The organism is Gordonia sp. NPDC003424 (genome assembly GCF_053588655.1).
Map to the genome: position 1 here is coordinate 48724 of NZ_JBSFQJ010000010.1, position 15506 is coordinate 64229.

Consider the following 15506-nt stretch of genomic DNA (forward strand, 5'->3'; position numbering starts at 1 on the left):
CATGCCCACTGCGCTTCTCGCCGCACCTTTCGCGGCCGGTCTCCTCGCGGTCGTCGCGGCCTGCGTATCCCCGACGACGACGCGCCGGTCCGTGACCGCCGGTGGTCTCTGCGTGCTGGCCGCTGTGCTCGGTACCCTCGCCGGCGGGTTGGCCATGGCAGGCTCCACCGCACGGTTGACGCTGCCCACCGCGCTACCCGGGATGCAACTGGTCGTCGACCCCGATCGGCTCGGCGGCTTCTTTCTACTGCTGGTCTCCGCGGTCGCGGTACTCGCCGCGTGGACCGGTGCGGCGACCGAACACGGGCCGGCCGCATCGCGGACCGGGTGGTCCGCGTTCGCGGTCTTCGTGGCGGGCATGCAGTTGGTGGCCGCCGCGGCCAACCCGATCACCTTCCTCCTCGGTTGGGAACTGATGGCGCTGGGATCGGCCGCACTGGTCCTCGCCGACCACGCCCACCGCGTCTCCGCGGTCCGGTCGGCGGTCTGGTATGCCGCGATGTCGCAGTTGAGTTTCGTGCTGCTCGCCGCCGGCTTCGCGACCCTGTGCGCGACCTCGGGTCCGTCCGCGGACTTCGCGCACCTGACTGCCGACGGGTCGGCGCGACTGTGGGGTGCGAGTCTGATCGCGCTGGGCTGTGCGGTCAAGATGGGCCTGGTACCAGTGCACGTTTGGCTGCCACACGCTCATCCCGAGGCACCGACCTACGTCTCGGCGCTGATGAGCGCGGCGATGGTCAAACTCGGTGTGTACGGGCTGCTGCTGGTGTGTCTGCGGCTGGTGCCCGATCTACCCGCATGGTGGGGGGCGATCGTGCTGGCCACCGGCGGCGTCTCGGCCGCCTACGGAATCCTGCGGGCGTCGGTCAGCAGTGACCTCAAGGTGCTCCTCGCCTACTCGACCACGGAGAACCTCGGACTCATCGCGCTCGCCGTCGGCGCCTACGTGCTGCTGCAGGCTGCCGGCAGCCCGCTGGTCGCATCGGCGGTGCTGCTGGCCGCGCTGTTGCTGTGCGCCGCGCACGCCGCGTTCAAGGCGACCCTGTTCCTCGCCACCGGATCGGTGATGCACGCGACCGGACACCGCGACCTGGACGCACTCGGCGGACTGTCCGCGCGGATGCCCACGACCGCGGGCGTGTTCGGCATCGGCGCACTCGGTGCGGCCGGGCTGCCCGCCACGGCCGGGTTCGTCGCCGAGTGGGTGCTGCTCCAGAGCCTGGTGCACGCCACCCCGGAGGGGGCGCCGGTTGTCGACCGGCTGCTGTTCCCGGTCTCGGTCGCCGTCGTGGCGCTGACCGTCGGTCTGTCGATCCTGACGTTCGTGAAGGCCTACGGCATCGGATTCCTGGGCCTGCCACGCTCGGCCGGCGCCGCCGACGCCCACGAGGCGGGCCCGGCCGAGCGTGTCAGCCTGGTGCTCGGTGCGATCGCAGTCCTGGCGCTCGGCCTGCTCCCGGGTGCGACGTGCCGGGCGCTGGTGCCGCTGTTACCCGATACGGGGGCCGACACCTCGGGTCATCCGCTCGCCGTCGTCATCCCCGGTCTGACCGCACGCCTGTCGCCGGGCGCGATCGTGCTGCTGGCGGCGGTGACGCTGATTCCGGTGGCGGCCACGACATTCGCCCTGGCCCGTCGGCATCGGGCCGAACGCGCCGAGCTGCCGTGGGGTTGCGGCGGCGTGCTGACGAACCCGCGGATGCAGTACACCGCGACGTCCTTCTCCGAGCCCGTGCTCCGCGTCTTCGACGACGTGCTGGCGCCGACACGCGACGTCGAGGTGACCCAGAGCGGCGAATCGCAGTATCTCGTCGAACGTGTCGACGCCGCCCTGACCACCGACGACGTCGTCGAGCATCGGGTGTATCTGCCGCTGCTGCGGCTGCTCGACGCGGCCGGCGTGTGGGCGCGGCGGATACAGAACGGCAGCATCCACCGCTACATCGTCTATTCGTTCACGGCCGTGGTCGTTGTCATGGTGATCGCGGCGATGCCGTTATGACCGGTGATGCGGTGGTGGTCGCGATTGTCCAGGCGCTGACCGTCGTGGCGCTCGCGCCGTTGCTCCTCGGCGTGATCCGCACGGTGAAGGCCACCCTCGAGGGCCGGCGCGGCGGCGGCGTGTGGCAGCCGTGGCGAGACCTCGCGAAGATGTTCCGCCGTGCGCCGCAACGCATCCCGACCGGCGGACAGCTGCTGTGGCTGGGGCCGGTGATCGGTGCGGCCGCAGCGCTGACGCTGTGCTTGCTGATCCCGTTGACCTCCCGCGCCACGATCGTCCCCGGCGACCTGTTCGTGGTGGTGTCGGTGATGGCGGTGGGCGCGATCGTGCCCGCGCTGGTGGGATTGGCCGGGGGCACCGCGTTCGGCGGCATGGGCGCCAGCCGCCACCTGACGGTCTTGGCCCTGGTCGAACCCACCCTGCTGCTGGCCATCTACGCGATCTCCACCCCCGCCCGCAGCTCCGACCTGTCGGAAATCCTCGACGTGCGCCTGGAGCATCCGGCGGTGATCGTCTCACCGGTCGGGCTGCTGGCGTTGGCGGCGCTGGTGATCGCGGTCATCGCGGAGGGGTCGAGGCTACCGGTGGACAACCCGTCGACACACCTGGAACTGACGATGATCCACGAGGCGATGGTGTTGGAGAGCTCGGGACGAGACCTGGCCTGGCTGGATCTGGCGGCGTCGCTGAAGCTGGTCGCCCTGCTGGGCCTGCTCGCGAACCTTGCGTTGCCGTGGGGGGTGGCCACGGCGGCGGGACCGGCATTGATCGTGGGGGTGGTGAGTCTGGTGGTCAAGGTCCTGGTGCTCGGTGCGCTGCTGGCGGTGGCCGAGGTCGGCATGGCGAAACTGCGGCTGTTCCGGGTGCCCGAGCTGCTGGCCGGTTCCATGGTTCTCGCCTTCCTCGCCGTGGCGATGTCGGCGGTGGTGCCGGCATGATCGCGATTCTCGAGGCGTGCGCGGGTGCGCTGCTGGTCACCGCGCTGCTGACGGTCTGGCGCCGATCCGAGAGCGGCGCCGTTCGAGTGCTCGCCGCGCAGGGTGCAGCGCTGGCGGTGCTGGTCGCGGTGATCGGCGCGCATCATCACGATCGCTGGACGGTGGCCGTGGTGGCCCTGGTCGTCGCGGTCAAGATCGTCGCACTGCCGCTGCTGCTCGCGCGGGCGCTGCGCTCATCGCGCTCTGCGGATGGCGACACCGAACCCGACACCGATCGACCGCTGATCAATCCGACGGCGACCCTGGTGCTCGCGGCGGCGCTGTCGGTGGGCGCGTACGCCGCGATCTGGCCGCTGGTCTCCGACAGTCCGGACGAGGCGATCCGGCTGACCCCGGTCGGTGTCGCGGTGATCCTGATCGGGTTGCTGGCGATGTCGACCCGCCGCAAGGCGATCACCATGCTGGTCGGTTTCCTCGTGCTGGACAACGGAATCGCCGCGGTCGCCTTCTTCTCCTCGGGTGGGGTGCCGTTGCTGGTCGAGTTCGCCGCCACCTTCGACGTCCTGCTGGTGATGGTCATCCTAGGTGTGTTCACCGTTCGGCTGCGCGACGAGTTCGGCGACACCGACATCACCCGACTGAACAGGCTGCACGACTGATGGACTTGCTACCTCTCCTCCCGGTCCTGGTCGCGATCGTGTGCGCGACGGCGACACTGCCGTCCGCCGGTCCGGCAGTCGTGCGCCGTTGGGCGCCCGTCACGGTCAGTGCCGTCACCTGCGCGACCGGCGCATGGTTGTCGGCGACCTTGTCGGCCCCGGTGACCGCTCTGGGCGGCCAGGTCCGCGCGGATATGGCGTCGGCCTGGATGCTCACCACGATCGGGGCCGTCGGGCTGGTGGCCACCTGGGCGGGACTGGGGTCGGCGAGCGCCGACGTGCCGCCGCGCTACGCCGCCCTGCTCTGCGTTTTCGTCGGCACGATGTCGCTCGCGGTGGTGGTCGACAACCTGGGCCTGCTGTGGGTGTCCATCGAGGCGACGACGGTGGCGACCGCATTCCTGGTCTCGCACAACGGCACCCGGCTGGCGCTGGAGGCCGCGTGGAAATATGTGGTCCTCGGCTCGGTCGGCATCGTGATGGCGTTCTTCGGCATCGTGCTGATCTACGCGTCGTCGGTCGGCGGTGAGGCCACGCTGGCGTGGACCGACCTGTCCCAAGCCGACGGTCTCGATCCCGGGTTGCTGCGGCTGGGCAGCGCGCTGGCGGTTCTCGGCTTCGCGACCAAGGCCGGACTCGCACCGATGCACAGCTGGCTGCCCGACGCTCACGGGCAGGCACCTGCTGCCGTGTCGGCGCTGATGTCGGGGGTGCTGCTGTCGTGCGCGCTGTATGCGATCATCCGCGTCCAGGCGATCGCCGACCACACGCTCGGCACCGGTCTGATGCGCGCATTGCTGGCGACATTCGGCGCGGCCTCGGTCGCATTGGCCGCCGGCCTGCTGTGGCGACAGCGTGACTACAAGCGGATGCTGGCCTATTCGAGCATCGAGCACATGGGCATGATGGCGGTGGGCGCCGCGATCGGCGCGCCGGCACTCGCCGCGGTCCTGCTGTACATGCTGATGCACGGCCTCATCAAAGCGGTGATGTTCGTGTTGTCCGGACGCATCCTCGCCACCGAACAGACCACCGCGATCGCCGACCTGCGCGGCCTGCTGACCCGCCGTCCGCGGCTGGCGGTGCCGTGGCTGACCGCACTGGTGGGGCTGCTCGGAATGCCACCGTTCGGCATCTTCCTCGCCGAGATGTCGATCGTGTTCGCGGGCTGGCGGGCGGGTCTGGGGTGGCTGGTACTGGTCGTGCTGGCATTGCTCACGCTGGTGTTCGCCGCCTTGATCCGCATCACGGGTCCGATGGTGTTCGGCCGCCCGTCGGAGACGACAGCCGGCGCCGAGGTGACAGGTTCGACAACCGGTGCCGGCGGACTGCAGATGCCGATCGTCGCCGCGCTCGTGGTGTGTGCCGTCCTGCCGTTCATCGCCGGTCCGGTGGGCTCGGCGCTCACCGAGGCGGCCGCCGCGATCGGCGGTGTGTGATGACCTACGACGTCCGGCAGATCAGCCGCGACCAATTGCCCGGCGCGGCCGCCGATCAACTCGCCGAGGGCCGACGGCTGGCCACCGTCGTGTGTCGTCCGCGCGGCGACGGATTTCGGATCCGGTACGTGTTCGTCGCCCCGGCCCGCTCGGCGGGGCACGACGTCGAACTGACCGTCGACATCCCCGCCACCGACCCGGCGGTGCCGAGCCTCGCCGAGTTGTCCTATCCCGCAGGACGGTTCGAACGCGAGATGGCCGACCTCTTCGGCGTCCGGCCGGTCAATCACCCAATGCCCAAACGACTTGTCACCCATGCCCATTGGCCGTCCGGATGGGCGCCGATGCTCGACGGGCCGACCCCCGATTTCGGGCCGGATGTGGCCGGCTACCCGTTCGCGGAGGTGTCCGGGCCGGGCATCTACGAGATCGCCGTCGGCCCCGTACATGCCGGCATCATCGAACCGGGGCATTTCCGCTTCTCCGTCGTCGGCGAGACGATCATCGCGATGCAGCCCCGGCTGTGGTTCCTCCACCGCGGTGTGGAGAAGTGCTTCGAGGGCCGTACCCCGGCCGAGGCACTTCACCTCGCCGAGCACGTCACCGGTGACACCGTGATCGGACACGCCCTGGCCTACGCGATGGCGGTGGAGGCCGCGACCGGCGTCGACGTCCCGCCGGCACAGCGTCGGGTCCGGGCGATCCTCCTCGAACTCGAACGTCTCGCCAACCATGTCACCGACATCGGCGCCATCGCGAACGACACCGGATTCGGCATCGCGAACGTCCACGCCCTCGCGCTGCGGGAGCGGTTGCTGCGGATCAACGAGACGGTCACCGGTCACCGGTTCCTGCGTGGCGCAATCCGGCTCGGTGGCGCCACGGTGCGTCGCCTCCCGGACCCCGCATCGGTGGGCATGATCGGCGACGAGATCGCCGCGCTCTGCGAATTGATCCGCGGTCACGGCATGGTGCACGAGCGGCTCGCGGGGACCGGTGTGCTCCCCACCGACGAGGCCGTCGCGTTGGGGACCGTCGGCTATGTCGCGCGCGCTTCCGGCATCGACGCCGATCTGCGCCGCGATCACCCGTTCGTCGAACTGCCCGACTCGTTCAGGGTGTGTACGGAGTCGGCAGGTGACGTGCTGGCCCGCTTCCGCGTCCGCGAACGTGAGGCCGCCGTGTCGGCGGGGCTGGTGTGCGCACTGGTGTCCGAGCCGGGCCATGCACCGGGTGGATCGGACACCTGCGGATCGGTCGACGCGTCCGGCGGACACGGCATCGGCATCGGTTCGGTTGAGGCCTGGCGAGGTCCGGTGACCTGCCACGTGGAACTCGACGACGGTCTGCTGACCCGGGTGCGGATCACCGACCCGTCGTTCTTCAACTGGCCCGCCCTGCCCGTCGCGCTGAACGACACGATCGTTCCCGACTTCCCGCTGACGAACAAGAGCTTCAACCAGTCCTACGCGGGTAACGACCTGTAACCGTCCGTGCGGCACACCACCGATCGCCGGCTCACCCGCCGGTGAAGGGCGGCACGGGGACGCACGGGACGGGGGGCGCGTGCGCCGGGTCGAGTGCCCCGAGCACTTCGGCGACCGCGCGACGGTCGGCGACGATGGACAGGTGATCGGCATGATCGAGCGGGCACCCGTGCTGCAGCACGATGTTGCGCACCTCGGTGCCCGGCCCACCGGGCAGGATGCCGACGTCGAAGGGCACCACGACGTCGTCGTAGCGTGTGACGATGTTGGTGTACCGCACGCCGGGCAGGTAGGGCGTGGGGAAACGTACCGCCCGGTTGAAGTCCGCGTCGTGGGGCGGCGGCGTACACGCCGGACAGGGTGGACGGGGCGCGGCGGATACGCCGAGCGCACGACGGAACGCTGCGATCGACTCCCCGCGGGCATCGTCGTCGTCGGGCCCCTGCCGCCAGTACGGCGCGAGCGAGACATAGTGGGCCACTTTGCCTTTCCCACCCAAGTACTTCATCCAGTAGGTGGGGATCTGGGTCCCCTCGGAATGCCCGACGATGTCCACCTGTCGCGCGCCGGTGACGGCGAGTACGCGATCGATGAAGAGCTTGACGTCCCATGCGCTGTCGATCTTGGGGCCGAGTCCGCCGAGCGCCGATGCCGGCCAGACCGTGCCGACCGCGCCGTAGGTGGGAGCGAACACGCAGTACCCCGCGTTGGCCAGCGCGGGCCCGAGGGTGGCCCAATTGGTTTGCCGCCCACCGCCGCTGCCGTGCAGAAGGACCACCGGCCGACGATGGGCGGGCGAAGGGCGGCAGCTGAAGTCGTTGGTCCCGGGTAACGATCCGCCCGGGTCGGCGAGCTCGGCGGCGATACCAGCGAAGAAGTCGTAGGTGACCGGAAGCGGGGGCCGGGGACGAGGCGACGCCGGTGACGGCGCCGGGTGACCGGCCGCCACCGTGACGACGAGACCGATGAGCACCAGCACTGCGCGCATCGTGCGCCGGGACGTGATCACGCGTCCACCTCCGTGAGTTCCGCGTCGTCTGCCACCAGGTCGAGACGCACGCCGAGCAACCGCACCGGGCGGTCGACGTCGAAGTCATCGAGCAACGCGATCACCACTGGAAGGATGTCGTCGCGGCTGGTGGTCTCCCCCGGCAACTTGCGCGACTTGGTCCGGGTGAAGAACGTCGAGGTGCGCACCGTGACGGCGACCCGGAAGACCACACGTTCTTCGCCGAGCACCTGGTCGAGCACCTCACCGGTGAGTTGCTCTGCTGCAGATCGCATCTCGACGCGGTCGGTGAGGTCGACGGGGAAGGTCCGGGACTTGGAGTGCGACTTGGCCAGCCACGGCTCTTCGGTGATCGACGGGTCACCGCCGCCGCGGCACAGGACGTAGAGCCAATTGCCTTGGTGCGGACCGAAAATCGAGATCAGTCGGTCGCGCGGAGTCGCGATCAGATCGCGAACGGTGGCGACGCCGGCGCTCTCGAGCTTCGCAGCGGTCTTGGGCCCGACGCTCCACAGCTCGCGGCAGGGCTGATCGCCCATCAGGTCGAGCCAGTTCCGGTCGTCGAGGAGGAACACCTTGTCCGCCGCCAGCTCGGCCCCCGAGACGCCCTTCTTGGCGAACCCGGTCGCCATCTTCGCACGCTGTTTGTTGTCGCTGATGCCGATCGAGCAGGCGAGCCCACTGCGCGCGAGGATCTCCGCGCGGATATCGGCGGCGATCCCGACGACGGTCGCGTCGTCGGGTGCGGTGTCAACGGGCGCGGTGTCAACGGGTGTCGGGGGCGCCGGCAACGGCCCGATCCCCAGGTACGCCTCGTCCCAGCCCCACACCTCGACGGGATGTCCGAAGCTCCGCAGGACCTCCATGACCTCGCCGGACGCGACGTCGTAGGCGGGGATGTCGAGGGGCAGGTACACCGCGTCGGGCAGTTTGCGGTGGGCGGACCGCAGGGGCATGCCCGCCCGCACGCCTGCGTCGCGCGCCTCGTAGGACGCGCAGGTCACCACCTTGCGAGCCTCGGTCGGGTCGCCGTTGCCGCCGACGATGACCGCGACTCCGACGAGTTCGGGGCTCCGCAATCGCTCGACCGAGACCTGGAATTGGTCGAGATCCACGTGCAGCAGCCACCGATACCGCTGTGGTTCGGCCATGTCCTTCAGGGTACCGTCACACCGGCCGTTGCCCGGCCGCTCGGCGAGCGTGACCGGGTGGGGCCGGAACGCCGCTCAGCGCTCGGTATGCGTGAGCACGTTGGGGCCGGAACGCCTCTCAGCGCTCGGTGTGCGTGAGCGCGTCGGGGCCGGGACACCCCTCAGTCGCTGCCGATGCCGGAGCGCCGCTCAGCGCTCGGTGTGCGTGAGCGCGTCGGGGCCGAAGCGCCCCTCAGCCGCTGCCGCTGCCAGTGCCGGTGCCTCCCCGCGGCACGATGCGCACGGATCGTTCGTTCCACCCGATCTCCCGGCAGGCCTCACGCAGGGCATCGGGGTTGTAGGCGAGCAGCGAGGAGAGGTCGGTCCGTCCGCCGGCGGCAACCACGCGCGCGGTGTCGGGGACGGCGAAGAAGGCGCTCGCCTTCCTGACGTGCAGCATCAGTGCCCGCCCGACGGAGTCGTGCAGCCCGGGCGCGGCGGTCGCGACGACGCTGCGCAGCAGGGCGCGTTCCTCGTGCAAGGGCCTGGGCCGCAGGGTCAGCGAGCGAGATGCGGTTCCACAATCGGTGGGATCGGTGAGTGCGTGCACGGCGACGAACGCGAAGGCGGCACGCACGGCGGCGAGTTCCGTGGGCCGGTCCCGCCACCGTGGGTCGTCGACGATGCAGTGCAGACCACGCACCGGCAGCGACAACGGAACCCGCATCAGATGGTCGGCGCCACAGCCGGTTTCGTCGAGGTGGTCGATGATCATGCGTTTCATGACACCCACCCGGTGCGCGTGTTTGCGCAACACCCCGGACAGACGGATCGACGCGTCGAAGCTCAGCGAGAACTCGCCGGGTGCGTCGAGCAGTGCGTCGATGCCCGGGATGACGATGAGTTCGTCGATCTCGATGGCCTCGAGCAGCGCCATGGGACGGCGTAGTCGATCGTCGATCAGATCCGGCGGGCGCCGGACGGCAAATGTGTCGGTCATGGGTCCCCTCCGGTGCATCCTGCCACCGCCGCGACCCGCCCCGACACGGCACACGACGTCCAGGTGCGGCCGAGAACTCCCGTCGTCGACCGCGATATGCGTACAGCCTGGCTGAAACTGCTTGTCGGAGTGCCCACTTCGCACCATCAACGGTCGCCGCCGATGACATTCGAGGTGGATTCCGACCCCCACGAGCGCAGGGTTACCGCGCAGTAACCTGTACTCCTACGCAACCGTAAGGTATGGAAAGCGCTGTGTCCAGAGATATCTCAATACAACTGGGGTCGCCGATCGGCGAGATAGGGGTTGCGGGAGCGCGAATCGTCGAGCAGGTCACGACTCAGGTCGACAACGAGCATCTCCGGTACACGATCGGCAATCGCGAGGGCCTCGCCGGTCGGCGCGATGACCTCGCTGCGTCCACCGTAGGTGAGATCCCCCTCGGCACCACAGTAATTCGCGTAGGCGACGAAGACCTGACTCTCCAGGCCGCGGGCCGGCAACAGGACGTGCTGAACCGCGTCGAACTCGATCATGTTCGCGGTGGGCACGCAGACGAGATCGGCGCCACGCACGGCCGCCGAACGGACCAACTCACCGAACTCCACCTCGTAACAGGTCATCATCGCGATCCGCCACCCGTCGAGTTCGGTCACCGGGGGTGGGGTGTCGCCGGCGGTCACCATCTCGCGATCGAGGTCACCGTAGAGGTGCGTCTTGTGGTGGGCGGCGCGCTGCACACCGTCCCGATCGACGAGCCGAATCGTGTTGTACACCAGGTCGTCACCGATTTCGGGACACCCGTACAGAATCGCCACACCGTGATCCCGGGCGATCTCACCGACCCGTCGGGCGATCGGCCCGTCCGGGGGGTCGGCCCGGAGTCGCGCGCCACCGGCTCCGATGTTGTACCCCGACACGAACATCTCCGGTGTGACGAGCACATCGGCCGACGCGGCCGCCGCCCGTCCGGCGGCGTCGTCGAGGCGGCCGAGGTTCTCCTCGACCTCTTCTGGTCGGGATTCGCACTGCCAGAGCGCAATTCGGAGAGAATGTGTGTCGTTCACTGTCACAGTCCGATGTCGATGGGGCCGAGCTGGTCATAGACGTCTCCGGGTCCGGGGTTGTCGGCGGGGCACTTCCCGCCGAAGTGATGGAGGACGCCCCAGACGGCGTTGAGCGCGGTCTGCACCGCACCCTCCACCCAGGCCGGCATGAAGGAGACGTCGTCGCCGGCGATGAAGATGCCGCGCTCGTCGTCGGGCAGGGTGTCCTGGCCGTGGAAGTGGCCGTACATCCGGGTGTTGTAGCGGTAGTGGCCGGGCAGCGCCCCTTTGAACGCGCCGAGGAAGTGCGGCTCGGCCTCCCACGACACCGTCAACGGTCGTCCGACGATGTGTTCGGCGATGTCGACGTCGGGATAGATCTTCCGTAATGCCGCCAACGCCAACGAGACTCGCTTCTCGACCGGGTGCGGCAGGACCTTGAGGGCGTCACTCATCCAGGTGTAGCTCAGACAGATCACCCCGGGGCGGTCGCGTCCGTTGTCGAACAGGTAGGTGCCGCGGGTGAGGCGGTCGGTCAGCGTCATGCTCATGGTGTCGCGGCCGGTGCCGGGATCACGATCGGTCCAGAACGGCCGGTCGACCATGATGAAGGTCTTCGACGACTGCATGTAACGCGTCCGGTCCAGCGCCATCCACAGGTCCTGGCTGAACAATGCTTCGTCACAATCGATTTCGGTGGACAGCAGCCAGGCCTGGCAGGTCGCGACGACGGCCGGGAACTCGCGGGTGTCGCCCCACCGGTCGACGACCTCGATGCGATCGGGCCCCAGCCTGCGGATGGCGGCGACCCCGGCGCGGGGTACCCCGCTGTGCAGCGACGACAGGCTCGTCCCGACGGGCCAGTGCCGGATTCGTGCCGGGCTGTCCGACCACAGGCGCCGCGGCACCTGTTCGACGCCGCCGACGATCAGATGCTGTTCGGTGTCGCAGTTGGTGACGACCACCCGCAGGATCTCCAGCATCGAGTTCGCGAAGTCGGAATCCCATCCGCCCGTACCGAATCCGACCTGACCGAACAGCTCCCGATGCCGGAACGACAGGGAGCCGAACTCGTCGGAGGTGGCAAGGAAGTCGTAGAAGCTGCGGTCGTCCCACTCGACGACGAGCCGGTTCCACAGTTCTTTGAGCCGCACGGAGTCGCGGTCGCGGATGGCATCCTGCAGGCCGGAGAACCCGAACACCCGCTCCAGCGCGGTGTCCCACGCGTCGGCGATCTCCCGGTAGATCGGCGGCAGGTCGTCGAGCGTTCGCGCGTAATGGGTTTCGCCGCCCAGGTCGATGACGGTGCTGCCGGCCGCCTCGGTCAACGGGTTCGGGAAGGGCTCAGACCGCAGGCCGAACGTGTCGACGTAATGAAAGAAGGTCGACGACGACACCGGGAAGCGCATCCCGCCCATCTCGGCGATCTCCGGTTCGCCGGGCACGAAGTGCTCCGACCACAACCGGCCCCCGATACGTTCGGGTTCGTAGACAACCGGCCGCAGACCGATCCTCATCAGCTCGTACGCGGCGACCATGCCGGCCATGCCGCCGCCGATGATCGCGACCTCCGCCCCCAGTGCGTCGTCGGGCAGGCTGCCGATGCCCGCCGGGTGGGTGACCCAGTCGTCGTAGGCGAACGGGAAATCGGGTCCGAAGATGGTCACTGGGCGGTCGGGCTGCACAGTCAGAGCGTATGGGGAGAACTCGTCGGGCGCGTGGTCTTCCCGCTCCCTGAGGTTCTCCCCCGCTCCCTGAGGCTCTCCCCCGCTCCCTGAGCAGCGAGCGAGGAACGAGCGAGCGTGTCGAAGGGGTCACTTGCGCGTCGACATAGGGCGCCATCTAGGACCGGAGCCGTCCGCAATCACGCGCATGCTGGTCACAGACCAACGATCGAACAACGATCGAACAACGAGAGGTGAGCATCATGGACTGGACACTCGAGGTTGCGTTTCTGCCGGTCACCGACGTCGACCGGGCGAAGGAGTTCTACACCCGCGTCGGCTTCCCCGACCACGACCAGTCGCCGTCGGACGACATCCGGTTCGTCCAGATGACCCCGCCGGGATCGGGCTGCTCGATCGCGTTCGGGAAGGGCATCGTCGAGGGCGCACCGCCGAACGTCGGGACGCTGATGCTGTGTGTCTCCGACATCACCGCGGCACGCGACCACCTGGTCGAGGCGGGTATCGAGGTCAGCGAAGTCGACGTCCAGCCGTGGGGCCATTTCGTCTACTTCGACGATCCCGACGGGAACCATTGGAACGTGCAGTATCTGCCGTACCGGTACGCGCAGTGATTCGGTGCGAACGGGGTCACCGCGCGTTGGCGCGCACGCTGTTGAGCACCTTGAGCATGGTGTCGCGGAACCCCGAGTCGCCGGTCAGCACCGCGAAGGCGATGACCGTGGGTTCGCCTCGACCGCCGGGCGCGTACGCGTAGCGCATGCCGACGCGGGTTTGCGGCATCGGATTGTCGGCCATCTCGCCGGTCCGCTCGGCGAAGGTCGTCGACGGATCGATCTGGCGCCAATCGTCGGGCACGATCCGCATCTGCGTCCCGACCTCGGCGATCTCGGCGGGCGTGCACACGGCCGCGCATCGCTGATAGCCGATTCGTCCACCCACACGACTCTCGCCCCCGCCGGTGGTGCGGTCGCTCTGAAAGCAGGTGTAGCCGCCGGTCGTGTTGACCGATGACAGCGTCGAATACATGCAGTCCCAGCCGGCCGGGAAGGCGAACGCGAACGGCATGTTCTTCGGCCCGACCTTGTACGGGTCGTCGGCGGCGCTGAAGTTGTTGCCGGCCACCGGGCCCGGGCCGCCGTCGATGGCCGCCACGCTAGGTTCCGGTGTTGGCGTCGGCGACCAGCTCGAGGCGGACAAGGTGGTGCTCATCGACGGCGTATGTTGCGCGGAATGCCCGGTGGGCAGATCGACTCTCGTCGGACCGACGACGACCGTGACCACCAGCAGCAAGACGACCAGCGCGCCGACACCGAGAAAGATCAGCGCCGATGCGGAACCGCGGGCGCCGCCGGGGTCCGGAATGCTGTTTCTCCGGTCATCCAGACTCGGCGGCGTCGCCGAAGCGGACCGCTGGGCGTCGTCGGACTCCGCAATGGGCACGAAGTCATCGTCAAACCCGCGATCGTCCTGCACGGCTCCCCCTCTGCCACCGGACCCTGACCGTACGACATCGGCCCCTGCGTCGTAAAACGCAGGGGCCGTGGGTCGTTCGGCCGATCGATGGGCCGGGGGGTGGCGATCAGTGCGGCTCTTCGGTCTCGTGGGAGTTGGTGAGTGTCAGCGCACCGAGTCCCGCGACGAATCCGACGATGACCGCCAGCACCGCGAAGGTGATCCGTTCGCCGTCGAAGAACGACGTGACCAGGTCGCTGCTCCAGACGCCGGTCGGCAGGCTCACGGTCACCAGCGCGGCGATGAACGTGCCGACGACGGCGGTCCCGACGCTGGTCCCGACCTCCTGAGCGGTGTCGTTGAGCGCGGTACCGATCGAGGTCCGGTTCTCGGGCATCGCTGCGACCAGCGCGACCGCACAGATCGTCATGACCGTCCGCAACCCGATGGTCAGCGTGACCATGAACACCGCGATCGCGAGGTAGCCGTGATCGACTCCCCACGCGAGACCCACCAGCGATCCGGCGAGGAATGCCGCGCCGACCAGGCACGCGATCCGGTGCCCGAACTTCTTGGCCAGGCCCTCGGAGATCGGTGTCGCCGCGATCATCGTGATGATCATCGGCAGATTCGCCAGGCCCGCCTTCATCGGGCTCCAGCCGTAGGCATATTGGAAGTGCAGGATCAGGGCGAACATCACCCCGGCCATGGCGATCGAGGTGCCGATCTGGGCGATGGCCGCACCGCGCACGGTGCCGGTGGTGAAGACGGTCAGATCCAGCATCGGCTGCGCGGTCCGACGCTCGTGCCAGACGAAGGCGCCGAGCGCGAGCACGGCACCGAGCGCGCAGGCCACCGTGGCGAACGACACCCAGCCGTGCTCCACGCCACTGGTCAGCGTGTAGCAGGCCAGGCCGATGGCGGCGATGCTCAGCACCGCGCCGGGCAGGTCCAGCTTGTCGTCGGTCAGGTCCTCGCGGCGGTCGGCCGGCACGCCCAGACGAACACCGATCCAGGCGATCAGCGCGATCGGTGCGTTCACCACCAGCAGCCACTCCCAGCTGACGTGGGCCAGCGCGGTGCCGCCGAGCAGCGGCCCCAGGATGAAGCCACTCATCCCGACGACGATCATGATCGTCATCGCGCGCATCCGCAGCTGCTCCGAGTCGAAGAGCCGGAACACCAGAGAGTTTGTGATCGGCGCCATCGCGGCCGCGGCGACGCCGAGGGCCGCCCGAAGCGCGATCAGCTGTCCGGCGGTATGCACGGCGATGACCGCAAGGCTGATCAGCCCGAACGCGGCGAGGCCGTACAGCAGCACGCGCCGGCGGCCGAGTCGGTCGGCGGCCGAGCCGGCCGTGAGCAGCAGACCGCCGAAGGTCAGCGAGTACGCACCGGTCACCCACTGCAGGGCGGTGGTGCCGCTGCCGAGGTCACGACCGATGGTCGGCAGCGCGATGGTGAGCAGGGTGTTGTCGACCATCTCCACGAAAAAGGCCAGGCACAGGGCGGCGAGTGGAATCCACGCGGCTCGCAGCGACCCGTAGGTCCGGGCCGGAACGGTTTGGGTTACCGAGTTCATGGTTCCTCCTCCTTTCATCGAACGTTGTTCGAGTTTCGAACATGGTTCGATAATAGAACGCCGTTCGATACGAT

13 protein-coding genes are annotated in these 15506 nt (G+C 68.8%); 6 read left to right on the top strand and 7 right to left on the bottom strand.

Annotated elements, in window-relative coordinates; all coding sequences use genetic code 11:
- The first annotated feature begins 1 nt into the window (after position 1).
- Genes ACWDTI_RS16040 through ACWDTI_RS16060 form a run of 5 tightly spaced genes read left to right on the top strand, consistent with a single transcriptional unit; the run spans position 2 to position 6525 of the window.
- A complete protein-coding gene (locus ACWDTI_RS16040) occupies positions 2 to 2002 on the top strand; it encodes a proton-conducting transporter transmembrane domain-containing protein (protein ID WP_449739099.1) in 2001 nt (666 codons plus the stop codon).
- Positions 1999 to 2940 (top strand): respiratory chain complex I subunit 1 family protein, encoded by a 942-nt coding sequence (locus tag ACWDTI_RS16045; protein WP_449739100.1) that lies wholly within the window; start codon positions 1999 to 2001, stop codon positions 2938 to 2940. The genes ACWDTI_RS16040 and ACWDTI_RS16045 overlap by 4 nt, the downstream gene beginning before the upstream one ends.
- Positions 2937 to 3599 carry a hypothetical protein gene (locus tag ACWDTI_RS16050; RefSeq protein WP_449739101.1) on the top strand — a complete coding sequence of 221 codons (663 nt, stop codon included), beginning with the start codon at positions 2937 to 2939 and terminating at the stop codon, positions 3597 to 3599. Before ACWDTI_RS16045 ends, ACWDTI_RS16050 begins: the two co-directional genes overlap by 4 nt.
- Entirely contained in the window at positions 3599 to 5038 is a 1440-nt protein-coding gene (locus tag ACWDTI_RS16055; protein WP_449739102.1) for a proton-conducting transporter transmembrane domain-containing protein, read from the top strand. The genes ACWDTI_RS16050 and ACWDTI_RS16055 overlap by 1 nt, the downstream gene beginning before the upstream one ends.
- Positions 5038 to 6525 (top strand): hydrogenase large subunit, encoded by a 1488-nt coding sequence (locus ACWDTI_RS16060; RefSeq protein WP_449739103.1) that lies wholly within the window; start codon positions 5038 to 5040, stop codon positions 6523 to 6525. The genes ACWDTI_RS16055 and ACWDTI_RS16060 overlap by 1 nt, the downstream gene beginning before the upstream one ends.
- A gap of 31 nt (positions 6526 to 6556) precedes the next feature.
- On the opposite strand, the gene ACWDTI_RS16065 is transcribed toward ACWDTI_RS16060, so the two are convergent.
- The 5 genes from ACWDTI_RS16065 to ACWDTI_RS16085 all read right to left on the bottom strand — a co-directional run bounded on the left by ACWDTI_RS16065 (position 6557) and on the right by ACWDTI_RS16085 (position 12395).
- Positions 6557 to 7513 (bottom strand): esterase/lipase family protein, encoded by a 957-nt coding sequence (locus ACWDTI_RS16065; protein WP_449739202.1) that lies wholly within the window; start codon positions 7511 to 7513, stop codon positions 6557 to 6559.
- Between the two features lie 17 nt (positions 7514 to 7530).
- Complete coding sequence (locus ACWDTI_RS16070) at positions 7531 to 8685, bottom strand: DNA polymerase IV (RefSeq protein ID WP_449739104.1); 1155 nt, start codon at positions 8683 to 8685, stop codon at positions 7531 to 7533.
- A 232-nt stretch (positions 8686 to 8917) separates the two neighbouring features.
- Positions 8918 to 9664 carry a hypothetical protein gene (locus tag ACWDTI_RS16075; protein WP_449739105.1) on the bottom strand — a complete coding sequence of 249 codons (747 nt, stop codon included), beginning with the start codon at positions 9662 to 9664 and terminating at the stop codon, positions 8918 to 8920.
- 269 nt (positions 9665 to 9933) lie between these two features.
- Positions 9934 to 10731: a carbon-nitrogen hydrolase family protein gene (locus ACWDTI_RS16080; RefSeq protein ID WP_449739106.1), complete on the bottom strand. Its 798-nt coding sequence runs from the start codon at positions 10729 to 10731 to the stop codon at positions 9934 to 9936.
- A 2-nt stretch (positions 10732 to 10733) separates the two neighbouring features.
- Positions 10734 to 12395, bottom strand: coding sequence for a flavin monoamine oxidase family protein (locus tag ACWDTI_RS16085; protein ID WP_449739107.1), 1662 nt, complete (start codon positions 12393 to 12395; stop codon positions 10734 to 10736).
- 242 nt (positions 12396 to 12637) lie between these two features.
- Between ACWDTI_RS16085 and ACWDTI_RS16090 the strand changes: the two genes are divergently transcribed.
- Positions 12638 to 13009, top strand: a complete 372-nt coding sequence (locus ACWDTI_RS16090; protein ID WP_449739108.1) for a VOC family protein — start codon at positions 12638 to 12640, stop codon at positions 13007 to 13009.
- 16 nt (positions 13010 to 13025) lie between these two features.
- On the opposite strand, the gene ACWDTI_RS16095 is transcribed toward ACWDTI_RS16090, so the two are convergent.
- A complete protein-coding gene (locus ACWDTI_RS16095; RefSeq protein ID WP_449739109.1) occupies positions 13026 to 13838 on the bottom strand; it encodes a hypothetical protein in 813 nt (270 codons plus the stop codon).
- A 139-nt stretch (positions 13839 to 13977) separates the two neighbouring features.
- Positions 13978 to 15432: an MFS transporter gene (locus ACWDTI_RS16100; protein ID WP_449739110.1), complete on the bottom strand. Its 1455-nt coding sequence runs from the start codon at positions 15430 to 15432 to the stop codon at positions 13978 to 13980.
- Positions 15433 to 15506: the final 74 nt, after the last annotated feature.